Source organism: Psychrobacter sanguinis (genome assembly GCF_020736705.1).
In the GTDB taxonomy this organism is placed as follows: Bacteria; Pseudomonadota; Gammaproteobacteria; order Pseudomonadales; family Moraxellaceae; genus Psychrobacter; species Psychrobacter sanguinis.
Genome location: NZ_CP085990.1, coordinates 142,668 through 166,998 on the forward strand (window position 1 = coordinate 142,668; position 24,331 = coordinate 166,998).

Annotated in this window: 19 protein-coding genes and 1 tRNA gene; 9 read left to right on the top strand and 11 right to left on the bottom strand. The window is 41.1% G+C overall.

What is annotated here, in order from left to right:
• Nucleotides 1–127: 127 nt before the first annotated feature.
• Complete coding sequence (locus LK453_RS00670; protein ID WP_201534337.1) at nt 128–799, bottom strand: c-type cytochrome; 672 nt, start codon at nt 797–799, stop codon at nt 128–130.
• Between the two features lie 444 nt (nt 800–1,243).
• Here LK453_RS00670 and LK453_RS00675 point away from each other — a divergent pair.
• Nucleotides 1,244–1,320, top strand: a tRNA-Arg gene (locus LK453_RS00675).
• 691 nt (nt 1,321–2,011) lie between these two features.
• On the opposite strand, the gene LK453_RS00680 is transcribed toward LK453_RS00675, so the two are convergent.
• Complete coding sequence (locus LK453_RS00680; RefSeq protein ID WP_201534340.1) at nt 2,012–3,016, bottom strand: hypothetical protein; 1,005 nt, start codon at nt 3,014–3,016, stop codon at nt 2,012–2,014.
• Between the two features lie 323 nt (nt 3,017–3,339).
• Nucleotides 3,340–3,765 carry a hypothetical protein gene (locus LK453_RS00685; RefSeq protein WP_007394040.1) on the bottom strand — a complete coding sequence of 142 codons (426 nt, stop codon included), beginning with the start codon at nt 3,763–3,765 and terminating at the stop codon, nt 3,340–3,342.
• A gap of 62 nt (nt 3,766–3,827) precedes the next feature.
• Between LK453_RS00685 and LK453_RS00690 the strand changes: the two genes are divergently transcribed.
• On the top strand, nt 3,828–4,571 hold the full coding sequence (locus LK453_RS00690) for an SIR2 family NAD-dependent protein deacylase (protein ID WP_201534343.1): 744 nt from the start codon (nt 3,828–3,830) through the stop codon (nt 4,569–4,571).
• Between the two features lie 232 nt (nt 4,572–4,803).
• On the opposite strand, the gene LK453_RS00695 is transcribed toward LK453_RS00690, so the two are convergent.
• The 3 genes from LK453_RS00695 to LK453_RS00705 form a co-directional block, all read right to left on the bottom strand.
• Complete coding sequence (locus tag LK453_RS00695) at nt 4,804–5,379, bottom strand: TPM domain-containing protein (protein ID WP_201529229.1); 576 nt, start codon at nt 5,377–5,379, stop codon at nt 4,804–4,806.
• A gap of 138 nt (nt 5,380–5,517) precedes the next feature.
• Complete coding sequence (locus tag LK453_RS00700; protein ID WP_201534466.1) at nt 5,518–6,714, bottom strand: TPM domain-containing protein; 1,197 nt, start codon at nt 6,712–6,714, stop codon at nt 5,518–5,520.
• A 215-nt stretch (nt 6,715–6,929) separates the two neighbouring features.
• A complete protein-coding gene (locus tag LK453_RS00705; RefSeq protein ID WP_201534346.1) occupies nt 6,930–7,544 on the bottom strand; it encodes a LemA family protein in 615 nt (204 codons plus the stop codon).
• A 603-nt stretch (nt 7,545–8,147) separates the two neighbouring features.
• Here LK453_RS00705 and LK453_RS00710 point away from each other — a divergent pair.
• A complete protein-coding gene (locus LK453_RS00710; RefSeq protein ID WP_007394046.1) occupies nt 8,148–9,695 on the top strand; it encodes an alanine/glycine:cation symporter family protein in 1,548 nt (515 codons plus the stop codon).
• Between the two features lie 77 nt (nt 9,696–9,772).
• Here LK453_RS00710 and LK453_RS00715 read toward each other — a convergent pair whose 3' ends face one another.
• Nucleotides 9,773–10,495 carry a fasciclin domain-containing protein gene (locus LK453_RS00715; RefSeq protein ID WP_201534349.1) on the bottom strand — a complete coding sequence of 241 codons (723 nt, stop codon included), beginning with the start codon at nt 10,493–10,495 and terminating at the stop codon, nt 9,773–9,775.
• 452 nt (nt 10,496–10,947) lie between these two features.
• Here LK453_RS00715 and metH point away from each other — a divergent pair, with 452 nt between their 5' ends.
• The gene (gene metH, locus LK453_RS00720; RefSeq protein WP_227674364.1) at nt 10,948–14,766 is read left to right on the top strand and encodes a methionine synthase; all 3,819 of its coding nucleotides are present in this window, start codon (nt 10,948–10,950) and stop codon (nt 14,764–14,766) included.
• Between the two features lie 161 nt (nt 14,767–14,927).
• On the opposite strand, the gene LK453_RS00725 is transcribed toward metH, so the two are convergent.
• Entirely contained in the window at nt 14,928–15,221 is a 294-nt protein-coding gene (locus LK453_RS00725) for a putative quinol monooxygenase (protein WP_201529221.1), read from the bottom strand.
• Between the two features lie 588 nt (nt 15,222–15,809).
• Here LK453_RS00725 and LK453_RS00730 point away from each other — a divergent pair.
• Both LK453_RS00730 and LK453_RS00735 read left to right on the top strand, forming a co-directional pair.
• Nucleotides 15,810–16,739, top strand: coding sequence for a bile acid:sodium symporter family protein (locus LK453_RS00730; RefSeq protein WP_201534352.1), 930 nt, complete (start codon nt 15,810–15,812; stop codon nt 16,737–16,739).
• 316 nt (nt 16,740–17,055) lie between these two features.
• Nucleotides 17,056–18,423 carry an MFS transporter gene (locus LK453_RS00735; RefSeq protein ID WP_227674363.1) on the top strand — a complete coding sequence of 456 codons (1,368 nt, stop codon included), beginning with the start codon at nt 17,056–17,058 and terminating at the stop codon, nt 18,421–18,423.
• Between the two features lie 24 nt (nt 18,424–18,447).
• Here the strand turns inward: LK453_RS00735 and LK453_RS00740 are convergent, their stop codons facing one another.
• Both LK453_RS00740 and ffh read right to left on the bottom strand, forming a co-directional pair.
• Nucleotides 18,448–18,612: a DUF2256 domain-containing protein gene (locus LK453_RS00740; RefSeq protein ID WP_201529215.1), complete on the bottom strand. Its 165-nt coding sequence runs from the start codon at nt 18,610–18,612 to the stop codon at nt 18,448–18,450.
• Nucleotides 18,613–18,708: 96 nt separating this feature from the next.
• Complete coding sequence (gene ffh, locus LK453_RS00745) at nt 18,709–20,259, bottom strand: signal recognition particle protein (protein ID WP_201534358.1); 1,551 nt, start codon at nt 20,257–20,259, stop codon at nt 18,709–18,711.
• 620 nt (nt 20,260–20,879) lie between these two features.
• Between ffh and LK453_RS00750 the strand changes: the two genes are divergently transcribed.
• Nucleotides 20,880–21,671, top strand: coding sequence for a cytochrome C assembly family protein (locus LK453_RS00750; RefSeq protein ID WP_201534375.1), 792 nt, complete (start codon nt 20,880–20,882; stop codon nt 21,669–21,671).
• 147 nt (nt 21,672–21,818) lie between these two features.
• Here the strand turns inward: LK453_RS00750 and LK453_RS00755 are convergent, their stop codons facing one another.
• A complete protein-coding gene (locus LK453_RS00755) occupies nt 21,819–23,270 on the bottom strand; it encodes an MFS transporter (protein WP_201541628.1) in 1,452 nt (483 codons plus the stop codon).
• Between the two features lie 597 nt (nt 23,271–23,867).
• Here LK453_RS00755 and rpmB point away from each other — a divergent pair.
• Nucleotides 23,868–24,104 (top strand): 50S ribosomal protein L28, encoded by a 237-nt coding sequence (gene rpmB, locus LK453_RS00760; RefSeq protein WP_007394060.1) that lies wholly within the window; start codon nt 23,868–23,870, stop codon nt 24,102–24,104.
• A 69-nt stretch (nt 24,105–24,173) separates the two neighbouring features.
• Nucleotides 24,174–24,329, top strand: a complete 156-nt coding sequence (gene rpmG, locus LK453_RS00765) for a 50S ribosomal protein L33 (protein WP_007394061.1) — start codon at nt 24,174–24,176, stop codon at nt 24,327–24,329.
• Nucleotides 24,330–24,331: the final 2 nt, after the last annotated feature.

Below are 24,331 nucleotides of genomic sequence, written 5' to 3' on the forward strand. Positions count from 1 at the left end.
CTGAATATTGTGTCGTACTTTAGGAAAGCGAAAATATGGCTAACATCAATAGCAACACAAAATACAGATTTTGATATAGCTATTGTCTAAACAATATTAACGAGTAAAATTTCTCATTAATAAGATATTAGCTTGATTGTTCAACCATGTAATCAACAGCATTCTTAACTTCTTCGTCAGGAATATCTGCACCACCACGAGCTGGCATAGCATTGAAACCATTCATAGCGTGATCATATAGTGTGGCTTTACCTTTAGCAACGTGAGGTGCCCATGAGCCAGCATCCCCAAATTTAGGCGCACCCAAAACACCACTACCATGACAAGTCTGACAAATAGCTTCATAAACTGCTTTACCGTCACGTGGCTCACCTGCATTACCGGCACTTGAAGCCGTTAAGGTAATATCACAGTTGTCATCACCGTCAAAACATACTTTACCGTAAGGTTGGATACGTTCAATCAGCTTTGGATATAAAGCAATAAGTTTTTTAACTTGAGGGGTATCTTCAGGAATTGGCTCTTCTTCTACTGGCGCTGCAGGTGCAGCAGCAGTAGCTTCTCCATCGGCAGCAGCTGCATCAGTAGCCGCACCATCGGTAGCTGTCGCATCAGCAGCAGCTGCATCAGTAGCTTTTTCACCTGCTGCTGCATCGGTGGTTTCTGCTTTAGCATCAGTAGTCGCAGTAGCCGCTTCAGTGGTTTGCGCAGCTGGAGCAGCAGCGTCTTCAGCTTGGCTTAAAGAAATACCTGATAGACCAAAGATGGCGGCAGCGGATAACATCACGATTTTTTTCATGCGTCACAATCTCTTTTTAGAGCGACGTTTCTAAGTTGCTATGACTTAGCTTAATAAAATAATGGCTTAGCAGACTTGAAACGTCGTGTATGATTGAGTGAATTGTTTTAACTTATCAATATAAAACCAGTAATAAATTCTTTTCCATAATATTATAATGGGAAAAGGGGGTTAAAAGCCATGTTTCAATAGTGACTCTTACGACAAAAGGAGGTTTTTACCCTAATAAAGTTACCCAATTATTACGAATAGTGCCTAATGTACCAAATTATACCCACCTTTGTCATTTATTAAGCAGGATAACATTGGTTTTTTTGATGGTTTTTGCTAGACTAGCGTGCTTGAGTAAAGCCGTCATCAGCGATTGAACAGACTGATTTTGTGCTTAACTTTTTTTGCTGAATTCTCTTTTGCTTAACTCTAAAAGTTTATTTCCAAAAATATGCGCTTGTAGCTCAGTTGGATAGAGTATCGGTCTCCGAAGCCGAGGGTCGTGGGTTCGATTCCCGCCAAGCGCACCATCTCTTCTCTTTTAGCATCACCTCTTATAACCTATACCCTCTCAAAGCCTTTATTATACGAGACTTTAGTTCTTTCACGTATCCTGTTAATACCTAATAACACCTATAAAATGTTGTACACACTGCTGTATATGCTACCTAAGACATAGGATTAGGTCCGAATCTAAAATTATTGCCTATTCCGTATACATGTAGGTGAACACTAATTTGTCAGATACAACCTTTCCTGTAGGTACACACTTATTGTTACTCGTATCGTACTGTTTTCTTTTACCATAGAGCACTACTTTAGGCCCTTCATATACATTGCCACTGACCTTATAAGCTAAATCATAATGACAATTCTTCGAGAATACAGTGGAGGTACCGAAATATTTATTACCACTCTTATATCCATTAAAAAGAACGTTTCCCCGCCTTACGCCTGTGTTATACATTCTTTTAGAAGGCACTTCATAAACGAACTGACGCTCATTCCCATTTGCCACTAGCCTCATAGTCGAACCATTATGGTCCCAAAAAGAATCAGCAAACGCTATTTGGGATATACATGCTAAAAACATGAAGAACAGGGACTTTTTCATAATTAAAACTCTTTATCATGTAAAAATAATGTCTTAATTATAGTCTTAATATAACTAAAATTAAAAGTTAGTTATATTACATAAAAGATTACTGAGTAGAATAACCTCTACCTAGACCGCCCTCTCCGAGTCACAATGAGACAACTCGCTCCCAAAAAGACCATCAGTTTTCTTTTGGCCAACGTACGCTTAATATTGTTGAAAGAGCCATTCAAGACCCTTTCCTTAATCAACTCTCTATCTCTTAAAGCTTGAACCATCAAACTAGAAAGCTGCTTGGTCTTAGCGATTGTTTGAGCAGATTTACTGCTTTTACTTGGGGTCTTCGACGTTGCCTTTTGATTAACTTTTACTTTGATAGGCTTTTTGGGTTTGTCAGTACTAGATACTGAGGGGATGATCACTTGCCCATTGGCATCATATTTCTTAGACGCTGTATTAAGACCATACTTGATTTTTGCACTGGGCTTTTGGGTAGAGACAATTTCAACAGTATCCGCCACTTGATCGGTTGACTTAATAACGGATTTATCGACAAGAATATCAGAGACTATAGTAGAACCTTGTTGCTTATTGCTCTGCTGCTGTTTTAGGCGGTTGCAATAGTCTATTTCTGCTTGATGCCAAACCTCTGCAAACAATTGATTTAACGTAGTGTGCTGCTTAGGTTCACCATAGAGACTGACCAACATCTTAGCATCGGTCTTGATAATTAATTTTAGCTGTTTATAGCCTAGCTGTTGATAATCTATGGGTAATGCGGTGACTGTCCCGCCAGGTATCTGGTCAAATACTTTAAAGCCTGGCTCTTGTAACGTCTCACAGTACTTTGGACAGAAAGACTCCCAAGCGGCGAGCTTATAGAGCGAGAGTAGTTCTGACTCATAGTCCTCATCCGCTTTCTTTTTGTCACGGATAATGGCTCTTAACGCCAGTACGGACTCTTTAAAACCTAGCGGCCAAGGCAAAAACTGCTGCGCTACTTCATATCTTTTGGCAGAATTATCCTTGTGTTTCTTTATATAGTTAGGCCAAGATAAGAAGCCCGTTTCTGGCCTAGTTTTGTCCCTTAACTCAACGTCCTGTAAAGTTTTTTCCTCTTGCCATCGCATAATAACGTAAGCCTGTCAGTTTAATTATAAATATGATAATAAATCAGCATTAGAATATTACAGAGGTATTCTATCACTTTAGCACACTATTATATTGTTAAGTCTATCTAAAATTAACTTTTAATTATAGAAAGTACATATTATTTTCTTCTTGCTAAGTAAGTATTTTATTAAATATTAATTTATCAACGACAACCTATTACCTATCAACTTTTCAATGCCTTTATTGCTAAAATCTAGTCATAGTAATCTTCAGCTGTGGTTATACTTCCTTATAAAGTACAACTTACAACTGCCTGTATTTCAAGCACTGCGTAGCGTCGTTATACGCCACTTAGCTCGATTCTTAACTCTTCAACACTGGGAACTTGATGAAAATTAATGACAGTCACTTCTCCTAAACGTCGACGCCCTAATGCCGCATTGACATCCAGTGTCAATAAAGCGACCTTCTTGGCATTACGCTCTAGTACTAAGTGATGATCACGCATTAAGGCATTAAAATCAGGGAAGTTTTTGCTAATCTGATTTTTGAGCTTCATCAGTTGTGCATTTGACGCTTTGCCAAACGCTCCAGCTTTACTATTGAAAGTTGATTTACCTGTGTTTAAATCAGGTTTGTTTTTAGCAGTTTTATTTCGCTTAGAGACTGCTGCCTTTGGCTTCATTACTAAGGCAATAGCAAACAGTATCGCAGCGATTAGGAGTACTGCCGCAAGTAATATTGCGCCACTGAAAGTCTGATTCATACGTCCTCCGATTATCAATAATATATTATGATACACAAACCACAGCTTATTATAGGTGTTTTATGACCAATGAATTGAAGCAAACTATTAATCTCCTCCAAAACGCACAACATATTTGTATCTTAACAGGTGCGGGTATCTCTGCAGAAAGTGGCATCCCTACTTTTAGAGACAAACAGACTGGGCTTTGGGAAAACTATAGAGCAGAAGATTTAGCCAGTATTGAAGCATTCGAGCGTGATCCAAAGATGGTCTGGTCTTGGTATCAATGGCGACGTAATCTAGTAAAAGACAAACGTCCTAATCCTGCTCACCATGCGTTGGCCACTCTTGAAGACTGGGCAAATACTCATCATAAGACATTGAGTCTTATTACCCAAAACGTAGATGACTTACATGAACAAGCTGGCAGTCAAGCCACTCATCTGCATGGTAATTTATGGAAAAATAAATGTAGCCAATGTGAGTCGCCGTATCTTGCCGAAGTCGATTATGACCAAGATACGCTACTGTACTGTCCTCAGTGTGAGGCTTATATCCGACCTGACATCGTTTGGTTTGGTGAAATGCTACCACACAAAGATTGGCAATATGCGGAGCAAGCCTCAGCTCACTGTGATGTCTTCATAAGTATAGGTACTTCAAGCTTAGTGTACCCTGCTGCAGGATTATCACAACTGGCTAAACGTAACGGAGCCAAGCTAATTGAAATCAACCCAAACCCAACTCAGAATCCGATAATCGATGTGGTATTGGCAGGCAAAGCTGGAGAGTTATTGCCACGCTTGATCGCTGAGTTAAGCTAACAACCACTCCTAACCTCTTTATTATTGGCATTTTGATTGCTAATGTTTGGTAAGTCCATAGTGACTAAGTGCAGTACTAAAATATTACTAGCTGTTGCTTTTATGGGTAACAAAGGAAAGATTTAAAAGCACCGTCGACAATACAAAATTGACAAAAAAAAGCTAGGCTTGAAATCAAGGCCTAGCTTTTTTGTTATTTTGACACCGTATTCTGTGTTTAAAAACCCGTGTTTTATTTTAAAAACACAACGGTATCCGATAGCTCGTTACCTTCAGGATCATGCTCTAGATAATAATGTTGTCTAAGCAGTAACCCAGTTTCATCTAATAGGTCAGCTAGGCTTTGTTCCATATTACCTTTGGCCATACTTGCAAGGGCCTTATCACACATTGCTCGCCATACTGTAGGACTAACTAAGGCGCTAATACCTCTATCTGCGACAATCTCTAGAGCACGTTCACAGATATTGACGTAGACCAAGACTCCAGTATTTTCTTCAGTATCCCACACTCGATATAAGCTAAATAAGTCAATGGCCCGTTCACGACTACCAATCCGGTAAGCTTGATGAATAGGCAGATGATTTTCAATGACTAGGAATACTTCGCCTCGGTGGCCTTTTTCAGCCTCTGTCACTTTCTGCGTCAAGCGTGCCATGACCTCATCAGATACCCATCTATTGTTTAAAATAGGGATAAAAATCGCTTGTCGCCACCATCTTGCAAAGCTTGGCTCACTAACCACCGTATGCCCTTCAGCAACGTTAGGATGTGCAGATTTTAAGTCGGGCTTTGCATTTTGTTGCATGTCAGTCTTACCTCAAACCTTATTTTTGTTAGCTGGCCTAGCCATAGAAGTTAAGTCGTTCAATTTAATAACTTTTTATTTTAATAACTATTTGTTCAATTTCTTCAGTAATTTGATTTTTAGCTTTTGGCTTTAAAATTACCAAGACCCGCCAGCACCGCCGCCACCGAAGCCACCGCCGCCGCCACCGAAGCCACCGCCGCCGAAGCCGCCCCCACCAAAACCGCCGCCTCCGCCACCAAAGCCACCGCCTGGGAAGAAGACTACGCCGCCGCGACGACCACCGCCTCGGCCACCTTTGCCGCCTTTACCACCGCCCCCACCACCGCGTGAGATAAGGAATAGCCATAAAAATATAGCCATAAATATAGTAGTGAAAAGACCTGCACCAGTAGACAAAGCCATTAAAGCAAAGCCGCCAGTGGCGACAAATGACCCTAAAATTCGGCCTAATACAGAAGTGATAAAAAGACCAAAAATTAAGGCAATAAGGAAAGTACCAAATAAGGAAGGTGAATCGCTACTGGCTGGATTTTGTGCCTGACTACGCTCTTTGGCTAACTTATCTGATTGCGCTAAAACATCAGGGTCAGCGACCAAACGCTCTTCGATACGGTTAATACCTTTTACCAAACCACCCGCATAATCGCCTTGCTTAAATGAAGGGGTAATCTCGTCATCGATGATTCGGTTTAAAATAGCATCTGGTAATACGCCTTCTAAGCCATATCCAGACAGAATATACATCTTACGGTCATTGACCGATACTAAAATTAGTAGGCCATCATCAGTATCTTTATTACCTAGCTTCCACTTATCTGCTACCTGTAAGCTGTATTGGAAAATATCCATACCATTGGTGGTAGGTACGGTCACTAAGGCAGCTTGAGCCAAACCTTGCTCATAAATATGACGCAATCTTTGGGTCAGCATTTGCTTTTCTTGAGGGGTAAAAATATTGGCCTGATCGACCACAGGAGAGTTTAAAATTAGCTTGTCGCTATCAACCCCTTGAGCGGTAGATTGACGAGGCTGAGCCGTATTGGCAGAGGGAGATGACTTTGACGTATTGTCTTCTGCGGTAGCTTCTCCAATATTAGGAATATTGTCGGTAATGGCTTCATTACCTAGTACCGCATCATTAATCGCTTCGTTTTGTTGCCCTGCTTTTGCAATCGCCACCAAATCATCAACACTTTGATCGCCAAATTGCTGAGCAGATTGAGATGATGCCGCACTCGTGGCCTCGCTATTGACGGCGAAACTTAAAGGCGTTACCAATAAGGTCGCGCCCATTATTGACAATATGGACCAGCTACGTTTCAACTTTTGCATGCGCATCATCACCACTTTATTCGAATACACTTAATTTGATACCCATTCTTCTAGTACAAGTTTTTTGGTATTGATTTTCCTGTACTAAAAAACTTGTACTTGAAAACAGGTTAATTGACAGCCTATGAATCTATGGCTCATAAGCTGCTTTACTGCATATTAAAACCATCTACCATAATTAAACATTATGGCCATATACACCAAACTTTAACTTTTTATTTATCACCGAAATTAACTTCTGGCGCTGTAGAGATTTCTTTCTCATTTTCAACCGTAAAGTTAGGCTTAGCATCCATACCAAATACTTTAGCCGTAATATTGGTTGGGAATTGACGTACCGTTGTATTGTAGCTCTGAACCTCTTGGATATAACGATTACGGGCAACTGTTATACGGTTTTCTGTGCCTTCAAGCTGGGCTTGTAAATCTTGGAACAGCTTATCTGACTTAAGCTCAGGATAACGCTCAGATACTGCCATTAGACGAGATAAGGCGCCCGTCATTTCAGCTTGAGCAGCTTGATAGTTTTCCATTGCTTGAGGATCATTTAAGGTCTCAGGTGTCAACTGAATGCTTCCGGCTTTTGAACGGGCTTCAGCTACTTGAGTAAATACCTCTTGCTCTTGGTCAGCATACTGCTTAACTACTTTTACCAAGTTAGGCACTAGGTCATCACGACGCTGATATTGGTTAACGACTTCAGACCAAGCTGCCTTAACCTGCTCATCTTGGGCTTGTAGGTTGTTATAACCACAGCCCGATAAGCTCACCGCTGACATGCCTAATACGGTAGATAACATAAGCGGCTTAAGGATAGATTTACGTGACATAACGACTCCAGAATATTTCAATTAAAAGCTAACTATATAAGTTTGTTTATCTGCTGCATAGCCTATTTTTAGAAAACGCTTTATCGATAGCTGATTATTACCTTTGATCAGAAAAGCAATATCATCAAACAAGGCTAATTAATCAACCACAAACCTGCAAGTTCACTTTAGATTTATTAAATTTATTAGTAAGGTGCTGCAATTGTACTGTTGAATGATGTCAAAGCACAATTAATACAATTTTCTGTTACTTAAATACAACCGCATTACTCCAATATCACGATAGTAATAGGTTTTAGAAGGACTAATAAATGGCTAATTTGTCTAATTTTTTTAGGTAAATACTAAAAAATACTCTGGTAATTTAATGTTTTTTGTGGCAAATTGCAGTTACCTAGCGGTATGTTTGTGTAACATTTAGCTAAACTGCTTTACAGTTACTCTAATATGCAACTTACTTATGTGTTTGTGTTTATCTAATTGTATTGGTTAAGCTTTTATATAGATCTATTAATTAAATAAGCGCTGTACACACCTTTAGAACTTTACAATTAATTGAGTGACAGGTACGTTCCTCAATTAGCTAACACTAGGAAACACACTATGGAAGGCATCGTAAGTGCTTTAAATGACATCATTTGGAGTCCTGCTCTAATTTACCTCTGTTTAGGTGCAGGTTTATTCTATTCAATAATGACCCGCTTCGTTCAAATCCGTCTTTTTAAAGAGATGATTCGTCTTCTTTTTAAAGGAAAGCCGGATAATGACGGTATTTCTTCTTTTCAGGCCCTTGCTGTCGCACTTGCAGGTCGCGTCGGTATGGGTAACATCGCAGGGGTTGCTGCTGCTATCGGTTTCGGTGGTCCAGGTGCGGTATTTTGGATGTGGATTGTGGCCTTCTTAGGCGCGTCTACTGCCTATGTTGAATCTACATTAGGTCAAATCTATAAAGAGCGTGACGTCATTACTGGCGAATATCGTGGTGGTCCAGCGTACTACTTCGAACGTGCTCTAGGTCAAAAATGGTACGGTATTTTATTCGCTATTTCATCGATTATTGCTTGTGGTATCTTTTTACCAGGCGTACAGGCAAACGGTGTGGTTAATGCGGTCGCCCAGGTAACGGGTGAAGGCACAATGATGAACTTTATGGGCATGGATGTTGGCTCTAGCCGTCTAATTGCTTTGGCTATCATTTTGCTAGTTTTAGGCTTTATTATCTTCGGTGGTATTAAGCGTATTGCTAACTTTGCTGAATATGCAGTGCCTTTTATGGCAGTAGGTTATATCGCCTTAGCCATCTTAATTATGTTCACTAACTTCAGTAAAGTACCTGAAGTATTCGGTATGATTATCGGTGATGCATTCAGTGCTCAAGCAGGTTTTGGTGCGGCTATCGGTTGGGGTGTGAAACGTGGTATTTACTCTAACGAAGCCGGTCAAGGTACAGGCCCTCATGCTGCAGCTGCAGCGTCAGTAGACCATCCTTCACAGCAGGGATTGGTTCAAGCGTTTTCGGTATATGTGGATACGTTATTGGTTTGTTCTGCAACTGCCTTTATGATCTTATCTACTGGTATGTACAATATTCAAGGTACACTAGAGGACGGTCAATTTATCGTTCAAAATGTTGCCGCTGATATTGAAATCAACTCACCTTCATTTACCCAAATGGCAATGGAATCAGTGTACGGTACGTTCGGTGACTCTTTCATCGCAATCGCTGTATTCTTCTTCGCCTTTACCACTATCCTAGCTTACTACTATATCGCTGAAGTTAACATCTCTTACTTGACCCGTTCTATGGGCAAAGGCGCTAGTAAAACTGGATTGTTCTTGGTGAAAGTCGTGATCATGATTATGGTGGCTTACGGCGCCTTAAATAGCTCAGGTTATATCTGGGGCTTAGGCGACGTGGGTGTTGGTTTAATGGCTTGGTTGAACATCGTTGGTATTATTATCATCTTCTTTGTAGCGAAACCAACATTAACTATGCTTAAAGACTACGAAGCACAGTTGAAAGCAGGTGGTGGTACTTCTGACAAACGCTTTGTGTTTGATCCTAAGAAGTTCGGTATCAAGAATGCTACTTATTGGGAAGAGCGTTACAAACAAACGGTAGAATCTAATCGTAAGAATGACCTTAAATAAGTCAGTGAATTAACAGTTGAATATAGAAAACCCGATACTTAAAGTATCGGGTTTTTTTATGTGTATCGCTTATTGCACTAGCCGTCTGGAAAAAGCACTTTATCAATTACATGAACCGTGCCATTACGGGTTGGGATATCGGCTGCCTTGATAACTGCTGTACGCCCTATGCCATCACGGATGGTTTTTTGATTGGTAATGGTGAGTCGGTGATTATTGAAGGTGGTCAACTGACTGGGCTGCATTTGTGCCACCGTTAACGGTGGCTGAGTTTTCACCACGTGATAGCCCAATAAAATACGCAATAAAGGCTTATTTTGCATAAGCTTTTGCTTGGTCATTGTGGTTTCATTAAACCAAGCTTCAAATGCCGCATTGTCTGGGGCGAAAATCGTATAGTTACTTCCGGCAAATCTTAAGGCACCTGTCAAGCCAGCGGCATCGATGGCTTCTACTAGAATTGATAAATTAGGATTACGCCGTGCTAGCTGTAGGGCATTTTCAGAGGCATCATAGCTTATGGCTATAGGGGCTATCGTAGTAGGCACAGCAACTTGATTAGAATGACTAGTCGTTAAAGATGGCTGGGTAAAAGTACTATAAGTAGCGTTGGGTAGCCGAATCGTTTGATTGGCTGCATTGTTGCTATTAGCCACTAAACCGCTTTGCGATATTTCAGCGTCAGTAGAGGTCCCAGAAACGGCAGTCATAGAAACAGGCGTTGCAGACTGCGCCGTATTTTGGCATCCAGTAATTGCCATTAAAGTCATAGCCAGTGTCCATACGGGCGTATTATTCATGTTGCTCGTCCTTTGTGTTTGATAATTAGCAGCAGTACCTTTGCTGTTTTAAGGGTCGTATTTTGCTTATAGTGGCATACCTATCCTAGGGTCTAGTTATAGTAGACCTACAGGATTTTGGCTAAAATGAACACCCTTGTTCTACTTTTAGTTTAAACAAAATAAACAAAAACAGCTATTATTGATCTCGGTTTTTACAAACCATTAAATAGCGTTATTGCTGTTATTAATCTAGAAAATATAAGGAAAATGTTAAACTAAAGCTGTCAGTTTAGCGTAATAGACTTCCTCCCTATCCGTATTGATTTATACCGGCAAGGAATTAGATATTAATAAGCAGTATGCTACACTAACCTAGTTTTAAAAATTTTAATTGGTGACCTTGCTTACCAAATATCCTACTATAAAGATAAGACGTTTCCCCCTATTAACTTACTGTATAAGATAGTGCTATGGCCCATTGCTCTCACCCCGAACACAATACCCCAAAAGAGTCTTCAGAAAATACGCCTAAGAAAGGACATAATCCTGACAACTTCAACTTAGTGCCACCGGCTAATTTCCCATTCAAAGAGCAGCAGCTGACGGCGCGCCAGCGTATTGTAGAACAGCTTGATCAGCGTATCTTGATGCTTGATGGTGCGATGGGTACCCAAATCCAGACCTTTAAATTACAAGAGGCGGATTATCGTGGAGAGCGCTTTGCAGACTTTGGTCAAGATGTGCAAGGCAATAACGACTTATTGGTATTAACACAGCCACAAATCATTAAAAGCATTCATACCGATCATCTAGCGGCCGGTGCCGATATTATTGAAACCAACACGTTTAACGCCACTCAAATTTCAATGTCTGATTATGGCATGGAGCATTTGGTTCCTGAGATTAACCGTGAAGCGGCGTTATTGGCTCGCGCAGCAGCAGACGAATTTACCGCTCAAAATCCGGATAAACCCCGCTTTGTGGCCGGAGTTATTGGCCCCACGTCACGTACCTGTTCACTATCACCTGATGTTAACGACCCAGCCTATCGTAATGTGACTTTTGATGAGCTAGTAGACAACTATACCGAAGCCTTATTTGCATTAATAGAAGGCGGTATTGACCTTGTATTAATTGAGACTATCTTTGATACCTTGAATGCTAAGGCAGCTATATTTGCGGTAACCGGCGTATTTGATACCATTGGTTTTGAATTGCCTATCATGATCTCAGGTACTATTACCGATGCCTCTGGTCGTACCTTATCAGGTCAAACTGCTGAAGCTTTTTATAACTCGATTCGTCATGCCAAGCCACTATCGGTAGGCTTCAACTGTGCTTTGGGTGCCGACGCCTTAAGACCTCATATTCAAACATTATCAGATATTGCTGATACCTATGTGTCTGCGCATCCGAATGCTGGCTTGCCCAACGAATTTGGTGAATACGACGAGACGCCTGAAGAGACCGCTGCCCTACTCAATGGCTTTGGTAAAGCAGGAATCTTAAACATCGTTGGTGGCTGCTGTGGTACTCGTCCTGAGCACATCAAAGCCATTAGCGACGTAATGAAACAATATCCGCCGCGCCAGATTCCAACCATTCCACCGGCTTGCCGTCTGTCTGGTTTAGAGCCATTTACCATCACTAAAGACAGTCTATTTGTGAACGTCGGCGAGCGTACCAACGTTACCGGCTCTAAAAAATTCTTACGACTTATCAAAACCGGCGAATTCACTGAAGCATTGGATGTGGCACGCGACCAAGTAGATGGCGGTGCTCAAATTGTCGACATCAACATGGATGAAGGCATGCTCGACTCCAAAGGAGCGATGATTCACTTTTTAAACTTAGTCGCTGGCGAACCTGATATTAGCCGTGTGCCACTGATGATTGACTCTTCAAAATGGGACATCATTGAGGAAGGGTTAAAGCGGACTCAAGGTAAAGCAGTGGTGAACTCCATTTCGCTAAAAGAGGGCTATGACGAATTTGTCGAAAGAGCCAAACTGTGTATGCGTTATGGTGCAGCGGTTATTGTTATGGCCTTTGATGAAGATGGTCAGGCAGATACTTATGAGCGCAAAATACAAATCTGTCAGCGCAGTTATGACGTCTTGGTTAACGACGTGGGCTTCCCTTCTGAAGATATCATCTTTGACCCCAATATCTTTGCGGTAGCAACTGGTATCCCTGAACATAACAACTATGGTGCAGACTTTATTAACGCGACCCAGTGGATTACTGACAATCTACCCAATGCCATGGTATCAGGTGGTGTCTCAAACGTTTCGTTCAGTTTCCGTGGCAACCCTATTCGTGAAGCGATTAACGCAGTCTTCTTATACCACGCTATTAAAGCAGGGCTAACTATGGGTATCGTCAACCCTGCCATGCTTGAAGTGTATGACGAAATTCCAAAAGAAGCGCGTGAAGCCATTGAAGATGTAATGCTTAACCGTAACCAAGGTGAAAGCGGTCAAGACGCCACTGAACGCTTAATGACCATTGCCGAAGCCTATGTGGCTGGTGGTAAGAAAAACGATGGTACTATCGATCTATCATGGCGTGAACAGTCGGTTGAAAAGCGCATTGAGCATGCTTTAGTCAAAGGTATTACTACTTATATTGATGAAGATACCGAAGAGGCACGTCTCAAATACCCCAAACCGTTGCATGTGATTGAAGGGCCATTAATGGATGGCATGAACGTGGTCGGCGATCTATTTGGGGCGGGTAAAATGTTCCTACCTCAAGTTGTGAAGTCAGCCCGCGTTATGAAACGAGCGGTGGCGGTATTGAACCCTTACATCGAAGCTGAAAAGGTAGAAGGTGAAGTTAAGGGTAAAGTAGTAATGGCCACAGTCAAAGGCGACGTGCACGATATCGGTAAAAACATCGTCGGCGTGGTACTGGGCTGTAATGGCTATGACGTGGTCGACCTAGGCGTTATGGTGCCCTGTGACAAAATTTTGGACACAGCCATCGCTGAAAAAGCAGACATTATCGGTTTGTCTGGTCTAATTACCCCTAGTCTTGATGAAATGGTCTACGTGGCCAAGCAAATGCAAGAGCGTGGCATGGATCTGCCCCTCATGATTGGCGGTGCGACTACCTCTAAAGCCCATACTGCGGTTAAAATCGAACCCAATTATCAAAACGATGCGGTAATTTATGTGTCTGATGCTTCACGCTCTGTGGGTGTGGTGACCAAGCTGCTTTCTAAAGAACATCGTGTGGAGCTGATTCGCGAAACGCGTGAAGAGTATGAGAAAGTACGCGAGCGTCTGGCCAATCGTAAACCAAAAGCGGCCAAACTAAGCTATGAAGAGTCTATCGAGCAAGGCTTCCAGTTTGATTGGGAGACTTATACTCCGCCTACTCCGAATGAGCTAGGACAAGTTGTTTTCGACAGTTATCCTATTGAAAACTTAATTCCGTACATCGACTGGACACCGTTCTTTATCTCTTGGGGCTTAGTCGGCAAATATCCAAAAATCTTTGACGATGAAGTGGTCGGTGAAGAAGCCAAAGACTTGTTTGGCAATGCCAAAGAGTTGCTACAGAAGTTTATGGATGAGAACTTAGTGACGCCTAAAGGGGTATTCAAAATCATGCCGGCCAAACGCACGGATCATGACACGGTTACCGTCTATGACAAACCGCCTAGTGAGGGTGGTCAGCCAACACATGTGTTTGAGCATCTGCGTCAACAGTCAGATAAAGCCAGTGGTAAACCCAACTACAGCTTGGCTGACTTTATCTCACCCTCAGATGAACACACTGACTATTTAGGCGGATTCACCGTGTCTATTGAAGGCGCACAAGAGCTATCTGATGCTTACAAGGAAGCTGGTGATGACTATAACGCCATTATGGTCCAAGCACTTTGCGACCGCTTAGCTGAAGCCTTCGCTGAACACTTGCACGAGCTAATCCGTACTAAATACTGGGGCTATCAGCCTACTGAGCAGCTCAGTAATGAAGAGCTGATTAAAGAGAAGTATGTGGGTATCCGCCCTGCACCAGGCTACCCTGCCTGCCCTGAGCATACTGAAAAAGGCAAACTGTTTGATTGGTTAGACACTACTAATGCTATCGGTACTTATCTGACTGAAAGCTTTGCGATGTGGCCTGCGTCTTCTGTGAGTGGCTTCTACTACTCACATCCTGAAAGTGTCTACTTTAACGTGGGTAAAATCGATCGTGATCAGTTAGAGGATTATGCCAAACGTAAAGATTGGGATATGAAAACCGCTGAGAAATGGTTGAATCCTAACTTGGCTTAGATGTTCTTTCGTTAGTTATCAATAAAATAAAACCCCTTCAATGGGGTCTTATTTTGCACTTTTATCTACTATCAAAAAAGGCTACGGTTTTAAGTTACGAGTCTAAGTTGCATCATTTGACTATTAACATTGAGCCTTTAATAATGGCTAAAAGACAACTTTTAGAACATTTCTAAACGTGGCTCACTTGCCAATAAAGGCTTAACCGCTTCCATAAACTTATTGAAATGAGCTGATTTTGAATGCTGTTGCATCGCTTCTTGGTCAGCATATTCTTCAAAGAACAGGACTTCGTTGTCATTTTCAGTACTTTTAAATAGTTTATAGGTCACAATACCTGTTTCTTTTCTGCTATTGGCGATTAATTCATCAGCAAGTTGGTAAAACTGTTCAATCTTGCCTTCTTGTAGGTTTATCAGCGCTACTATTTTAGATTTGTTATTTTCTACTGACATGGATTTACCTCAGTCTGTTTATTTATATTGAATGAATTCAAATGAATTTTAAATTTCGTCTATGATTAACTCTTAATATAGTAACTGAAGAACCGAAGGATTCATTGTAAATAAATGACAGGACTTTGTTATTTTAGTTTAGCCATATCACCACATTATTAGTTTTATCAACGATTCATCACCGCTTTTTTCAAAATAGTCATGTTAATAATACCCAGTAATGTCCCTGTTATCTTGTCGACATAGTAAGCCGATTGAAGGCATTTCTAGCGTATCTTATTACTAGCCAATAGCAACTTAGTAGACAGTAGCAACACTATTGCACAGACTCAGCTAAATACAACCAACGTCATTCATACCCTAAGCATCATTTTAAAATTCAAGCTAATCTCTGGGGTAAGTACTATCGTAAATAGACTAAGATAAAAAAGTAAATTCCTTTTATTCTACATTTATTCAAATAACCGTATATCACACGGGTAGACTTCTAACTTATTTATCATATTTCACAAAAATTATTTTATAACTCCTATATTATTTTCATGATAACTTAACAGATTATCGTTGTTTGAATTAGGAGTTTTTATCTTGCAAGCTATCGTTAAAGCCTCGCAATGGGTAGGGAAAACCTTTGCGATATGGGCACTATTAAGTGCTGTGTTGGGCTTCATGTCTCCTGGATTTTTTGCGCCATTGGCCAAGTTCATTGTGCCTATACTAGGTATTATTATGTTTGGCATGGGTACCACGCTTAAGACAGACGATTTTGTTGAAGTGGTCAAGCGACCCAAGGTAGTTTTAATTGGCTTAATGGCTCAATTTACGATTATGCCTTTAATTGCTTATGTTCTTACCTTAATGTTTAAGCTAGACCCGATGATTGCGGTCGGTGTGATATTAGTCGGCTGTTGTCCAGGTGGCACATCTAGTAATGTCATTACTTTCTTAGCCAAAGGCGATGTGGCATTAAGCGTAGCAATCACTTCTATATCTACCCTACTGGCTCCAATATTGACCCCCCTCTTGCTCAAAGTATTTGCCGGACAATTAATTGAAATTGAGCTTGCTAGCATGATGTGGTCAATTACTAAAATTATTATATTACCTATTTCATTAGGCCTAATATTTCACAAAGTTATGGGTGAAAAAGTACACATTGCTAACGATATCCTACCGCTTGTCTCAATAATAGGTATTTCTATTATTATTGCCGCAGTCATTGCAGTCTCTAGAGATACTATTTTAACCAGTGGTGTATTGGTATTTATCGTCGTCATTCTTCACAATACAATCGGTTATGCTCTAGGATACTTGGTCGCCCGTATCAGCGGTTTCAGTGAAGCACAGCGTCGTGCGATCATGGTTGAGGTGGGTATGCAAAATTCTGGATTAGGTGCCGCTCTTGCCGCAACTTACTTCAATCCTATCGCAGGTCTGCCTAGTGCTTTATTTAGCGTCTGGCACAGTGTTAGTGGTGCCTTATTGGCGAACTTTTTTGTACGTAAAGATAAGGCTTAATCACTAAAACGATTTCGATTTCAATTCTATTTATTCTTCTGATTCTGTTAAAAAAGACACAATACCAAACTTTGTGTCTTTTTTTATGTCTTCATAGATTCATTTTGCTTTTAGTTTAACTCTAATTTAATAAAGACACGCTAAACTGTCATCAATCACTTAAATCCTATATTTAATACTATTAATATAAAATATTAATTTATTTTTTTATCGAATTAATAGATTCGTATGGCAGCATTATGTAAACATATGTGTAGTTTATACACACCCATTGTAAGAAATGTTAAACTTTTATTTTGTGTACCATTGTGTAGTTTTGGAGAATAATATCAGCAGTAAGAATACGATAGAGAACAAAGCAGGTATGGATGAGCTGCTTTGCGTCGGTAACAAGGTAACTCGTCATCAAGTAATTTTTATCTCCTTAAGCTATGCATTAGCTGCATTTGACTTTCTTGTCTACGTTAAACTAGCAGAGGTCATCAGCACCATTTTTTTCCCTGCCACAGACAGCACCTCACTGACACAATTAAAAATTATTGGGCTTATGAGTGTCGGTTATTTAGCACGTCCACTGGGTGGTCTATTGATAGGTCGCTATGGCGATAAGCACGGACGCAAACCTGCTCTACTTATCAGTATCTGCTTTTTGGCAGTGACCACTTTGCTGACTGCGTTTTTGCCCACCTATGCACAGGTGGGCGTATTAGCACCGATATTATTCCTCTTTATTCGTATACTTCAAGGCATGGCATTCGGCGGGCATACCCCACTGAGCTGGGTGTTTGTCGCTGAGCACGCCCCCAAGAATCGTTTGGCAACGTACTGCAGCTTAGCCGTTGCAGGCGGTATTTTTGGTTCTGTACTAGCCATTTCATGCGCTAAGTTATTAACTGGGATTTTAGATACTGGGGCTATGCTAGACTATGGTTGGCGTATTCCCGCTATTATCGGTGGCGTACTGAGTGCACTAACGTTATTAATGTGGCGTCATGTCGAAGAAACACCTGTCTATACAAGGTCTAAAGACACCCTATCTGATAAGCCACATACTTTAGGCCTAAAACCATTCATTACCCGCTCTTCAGCTATGATGCTGTCAGTCTCTTTATCCTTTGTGAGACACAGTTTAATTATGGTTGTTATGCTGCTATTGCCTAAACTGATTGCACTTAAATTCTACAGTGACCCTAGCTTCTTGGTTAATGTAAGTTTGATAGCACTGGTTATGCAAATATTGGGATGTATTATTTATGGCATGTTAGCGGACAAAATTGGGACGGGTAAGACCTTTATGTTGGCCTCAGTTGCGTTGACTTTGCAAGTTTGGATGCTTTATGTTTACCTTGCCAATGGGAATGACGTTCTTGTGATACCACTGTATGGTTTATTAGGATTTTGTACAGGAATGATTGGACTGTGTATTGCGATTTTCGTGCAGGTATTTCCAACTAATATACGACTAACCGCAGTATCGGTAATTTATAATGTGATAGCAGCGATACTCGGCGCGGCCCTTCCTTTATTTCTATTTTATTCAACGGAACATATTAGTTTTGCGCCTGCGTTATACCTTACTTTTATTGGAATCCTCTGCTTTATTATCGGTTTACACTTACATCACCGTGAGACCTTTGGTGAGCTGTATACAAGGACTAACAGAACTAAGAAGTATAATTTATAGCGAACATTTATCAAATAAACCATATTATTGATTTGGCTTCTCTACGCCCTCATAAGTTTTGACCCGTCGGCATCTGTCCGAGCAATAAACCATACTGTCCCAGTTTTTGTCGAGTTTTTTACTCCAACTAAATTCTCGCTCACAAACTGGGCATTCTTTTTTACGAACGTTCTTTTTCTTATGTGCCATAAGGGCAGCCTTCTCTTGATTAAAAATAAAAAGGCTAGGTCACACGACCTAGCCTTTATGAGTATCAAAATACACTTTGTCTCTTAAGACTTTATATTAGAAACGCTTTTTGAAATCTGGCGGCAGCTTCTGTTCAAGCTCTTTCATTTGGCGCTCCATCTCTTCTTTACTCGGCATATTACTTGGATCTAGACCAAAAGGTGGCATACCACCCGCACCGCCAGATTTAGCCCCTGCATTGTTTTGGCCACCGCCAAACAGTGGGCCACCAGCACCAGCAGAACCGCCGCCACCCATGCCAGTTAAGCCTTGTACCGCTTTCATCATTTTGCTCAGGCCTTCAGGCTTAGACAGCATTTTCATCATTTTTGCCATCTGTTTGTGCTGTTTAAGCAAACGGTTGATATCTTGAATCTCTTTACCAGAACCGGCAGCAATACGACGTTTACGGCTTGGATTAATCTTATCTGGGTTTTTGCGCTCATAAGGGGTCATGGAGTTAATAAGCGCTTCCATTTCTTTCACTTTTTCTTCTGGTTTCGCTTCTTCTAACGCTTCTTTGACACCCGCACCGCTCATACCTGGCATCTTATCCAAAAATCCAGTCATGCCACCCATATTCTTCATTTGCTGGAACTGGGTCAATAAATCCTCAAGGTCAAACTCGCCCCCTTTCTGGATTTTCTTAGCCATTTTTTCGGCTTTTTCACGGTCAATTTTTTGCTCGACCTCTTCTACCAGACTTAGCACGTCACCCATACCTAGGATACGTTGTGCAATACGCTCTGGGTGGAAAGCTTCTAAGGCATCTAGTTTTTCACCACGACCTAAGAACTTAATAGGCTTACCAGTAATGGCACGCACTGAAAGGGCAGCACCACCACGTGCATCACCGTCGGTCTTGGTTAAGATAACCCCAGTCAGCGGTAAGGCATCATTAAATGCCTTAGCAGTATTGGCGGCATCTTGACCGGTCATGGCATCAACAACGAATAAAGTCTCTGAGGGATTAACTGCAGCGGTCAACGCTTTAATCTCATCCATCATCGCTTCATCGATATGTAGACGACCCGCGGTATCAATAATCAAGATATCTTGATACTGAAGCTTCGCCTCTTCGATAGCACGCTTGGCAATATCAATGGGGTTTTCATCAGTGCTTGAGTTAACAAACTTAGCGTTTACCTGTACCGCCACTTGTTCTAGCTGTTTGATCGCTGCAGGACGGTAAACGTCAGCCGATACCAGCATTACTTTTTTCTTATGACGCTCTTGTAAATACTTAGCAAGTTTACCTGCGGTAGTGGTTTTACCAGCACCTTGTAGACCTGCTAGCAGATATATTACGGGCGGCTTACCCGTCATCTCTAGTTGTTGATTGGCACTGCCCATCATCTCGGTCAATTCGTCATAAACGATCTTCACAAAGGCTTGACCTGGCGCCAACTCTTTTAATACTTCTTGACCCAACGCTTGCTCTTTCACACGCTTAACGAAGTCACGAGTGATCGGTAAAGCAACGTCTGCCTCTAGTAGCGCCATACGCACTTCACGCAGGGTGTCTTTAATATTGTCTTCATTTAACTGACCTGAGCCTGAAATCTTACGCAGGCTGCCAGAAAGTCGTTCGGTTAGAGTATCAAACATAAGATTTTCTCGATAAAACGTCTGTGAAATTAAGGGGCATTCAAAATTAATGGCTGAGCTAAATTAGTAATAAAATTTACCAATAAAAACCACTCAATAGGGTTATTCTCTGCTTTTTAGTAGTTAAACAATTTATTTATCGCCACATCATTGATAAAGACATAATCAACAGTGACCTAATTTAATTTTAGGCAAGTTTAGCAAAATTGGTTGATAAACTCTTTTACATTATTTTAATGTCAGTATGGAACATATTTTATGGGCTAAGCATTTATAATAAACTATTAATCAGGCTATCTACCTTCTATTTCAAGGCAGCTATTTTGTTTTGTTCAATAACCGTCAATCTATCCTAATGATACTAGGGGCAAACCCTTAAAATGTTAATTTTAACAAAAGCATAGCTTTAACTGTAGAGCAATCGCAAATAAGAGTCATTCTATGCTAAATTAGGGTATGATTGCTTGGTGATAAATCAGCTCTACCCTGTTGCCAGCACTTTCAGCTACTGACAACCTTAGTGGCTGACAGTTTTATTGATGCACAGAATACCACATCTAGTATATCAAACATTGTACGACCTAATTTGTTAACTCGATTTCTTTGAGGACCAAAATACCGTGTTGCTTGCCTATGTCATCGCCCTTATTATCTACCTTCTTGTAAGCTGTCATTTGGTTTGGGCTTTGCTACGTCTAAAACCTATTGCCAAAGGCTTTACTCTAGGTATGCTGATGGTAGCCCTAGTGGCACATGCGGTGACCTTATATCCTAATATATTTACCATACATGGTCTTAACTTCAATGTCTTTAATACCGCTAGCTTAACCAGCTTCTACTTTGTGCTGTTTTACGTGCTGTTTTGTCTGTACCGACCTATTTTAAGTCTTGGCCTGTTTGCCGCCCCTACTGCTATCATTGGCCTAAGCTTAGGCTATTTTGGGGTGGCTCCTTACGCCCCCTTAACTGAGATAAGTGAAGGGTTAGAAGCTCATATTATCTTATCTATTGCGGCCTATTGTGTCTTATTAATGTCAGCCGTACAGGCCATCATTCTACGCATTCAAATCCGTGAGCTTAAACACAAAACCAATCAGCGTTTCTGGGTCAATAAACTGCCCTCATTACAAAGTATGGAGTCGTTGTTATTCGACATGATTCTAGTAGGCTTTAGTCTACTTACCCTTGCTTTGGCTATTGGCTTTGTCTATGTCAATGACTTGCTGGCTCAGCACATTGCTCATAAAACAATCCTAAGCATGTTGTCTTGGCTAATGCTAGGGTACTTGTTGTTCGGACACTGGAAGTATGGCTGGCGCGGTCGCCGAGCTGCCAATATGACAATACTTGCCTTTGTGGTATTGGCCATCGGCTTTATTGGCAGTAAATTCGTGTTAGAAATACTGCTTTAGGACATTTCGCTAATTGTTAACTACCGGCTTTAATTGGCTAATAATCAATAACTGGCGCTAACCTCAATGCTTTGGCTGACGTTAAAAATTCAAATGGTAGCTCCAAATATAAGTCATAAGCTTTCAATGTCAGAACGAATTAGCCATCTAGCTGGCAAATCTTTTACGCCAATAAATCAATGGTAATAGGCAAAGACAACCTAGTGCCACACTTAATATAAAATGGCCACTATAGCCGACCTGAGCCGCTATAAAGCCACTAATCAAATGTGCCCCACCACTAAAAACGGTCAATAAACATACTTGGGTGGTAAAATCACTGCCCGCTTTATCATGCCGAGCATAGTGCATGATCATGGTCAACATGGCTACCAATGCCATCGCCCCTGCCAGATGCTCGATAGCATTGGCGGCATATGCCCACCAAAAAGGTACCGACTGAGCCTGACTATTAAAGCCGAGCCAACTTGGATGTTCAAACCCCACTGCTACACCCACGTATAAAGCGGTGGTAGCGACCTGTAAGGCATTAAATGCGATTAACGCATTATGATGGGCCATCCGCTTTAACAGCCAAGCGGCTAAAGCAGCACCCACCAGAGATGCTACAGACCCTAGCACACTGGCCCACAATCCGATGCTGGCAGTCGATATTCCCATATCTACCATCATCGGTTTTACCATACCACTTGACACACCATCCACAATTTTGAATGTCAGCAACACTGTAAGCCAAGCGCGCATGTGTGCGTCTTGCCAAAAGTAACCATAATGCTCCCAAATATAACGACTCACTGAAGCAAGGGTCAGCGGTGCTCTAGATTGGTGTCTGATATCCTCATTGTTGACCGTCTTTGGCTCCGAGTCAGGTACTATAATGGGGATATATTTATTTTCAGGATAACGCCAGATGGGCAGCGTATTTAGTACAATTAAAGCCGCCATAGCAAAAAAACTATAACGCCAAGACCATTGCCCTAGGACTAGCAACAATACCCCGCCTCCTAAAATAAGCCCCATGCGATAACCAATGACTTGCGCGGCATTGCCCATACCTTGATAAGGATTTTTCACCGCAGGCAAAGAAGGGTTATTGCGTATCAAGCTCGTTAATGACCGCGTGGCTAGACCGTCAGCGGCCACATCATGGGTCGCTCCTATTAAGCTCAATAAAAATAGCAATCCATAGATTGCCCAAAGCGTGTTAGCTGAGCTTAATTGATGCGGGTTAAACAAGCCCACCACTGCCACAATACCTGCCGAAATTAACTGCAAGGGTAAAATCCAACTGCGTGAGCGACCCCATTTAGTCACAAAGTACTTATCTACCACTGGTGCCCATAAAAATTTTAAGGCCCAAGGGATTAGTAAAAACCCAGACAGCCCTATCATTTGTAGCGATACCTCATACTCTCGCAAAATAGCTGGCAGGGCTTGAGTAATAAACCCTGCTGGCAAACCTTGAGCGAAATAAAGAGTCAATAAAACCGCCATCAAGCGATAAGGAGCTTTATCGGTCGTCAACTTAGTTTGCGATTCTAAATTATGTAGAGCTTTTTCCTCTGAAGGCGAGGAATTTAAATTAGGCGGACTTGCCATCGTATGCGGTAATCCCGTAAGTGATATATGAGCATTTGCTTAAATTAGTACTGAATTTTATTAAATAGCGAGTACTTTATACTGTTTGACTAAAATTAAAAGTAGAGTTTGATAACCTATAACGAAATATCTGCTATAATATCCGGTTTTAACATGGTCTTAATAAATAGCCCATGCTATCCGCTTAATCTTTTTACTTTTAAATCCATTTTTACGTTCAAATTATTGAACCTCATTGACCCGTGACACCTCCTAAGGTTATAACACTCTTTATTTAGGCCTAAATAAAATATCATTTACGCCTAGGAGACTTAATTTTTTGTGGCAGTTATGCGATAATAGGCAAACAATTGATTTGAAAAAACTGGGTTTATGTGGTATAAATACGCCCTTAAAAATTTATCCTGGTCAACCTTTACTTGTTGTGGCGATTAAAGGCGAAGACCACTATCTTTCTGTTAACATTTTATTCAAGTTGCAGTCCTATGTGTCCATAGCCGCATTGTGATTCGTTATCTTGAGTAGTTAAGGCAACCAACTATCTTGACATGATTGACATGTCTTTCGGTTGCCTTACAACTTTATTAGGAGTCCGTCATGTCTCGAGTATGTCAAGTGACAGGAAAGCGCCCTCAGGTGGGTAACAATGTTTCGCATGCGCTTAACAGAACCCGTCGTCGCTTTTTGCCAAATCTACACAACCATCGTTTTTGGGTAGAATCTGAAAACCGTTTTGTCCGTCTTCGTGTTTCTACTAAAGGCATGCGTATTATCGATAAGCACGGTATTGATAAAGTACTTGCTGATTTACGCGCCAAAGGTGAAAAAGTATAGTCTTTTAATCGACTAACTAGATGGCTTTCTACTAAGCCATCTTACTTTACAAATTAATAGGAATGCATCATGAGAGACAAGATTAAGTTAGTATCTACCGCTGGTACTGGTTATTTTTATACCACTACTAAAAACAAACGTACTATGCCTGGCAAAATGGAAATCAAAAAGTTTGATCCAAAAGTACGTCAGCACGTTATCTTTAAAGAAGCTAAAATCAAATAATT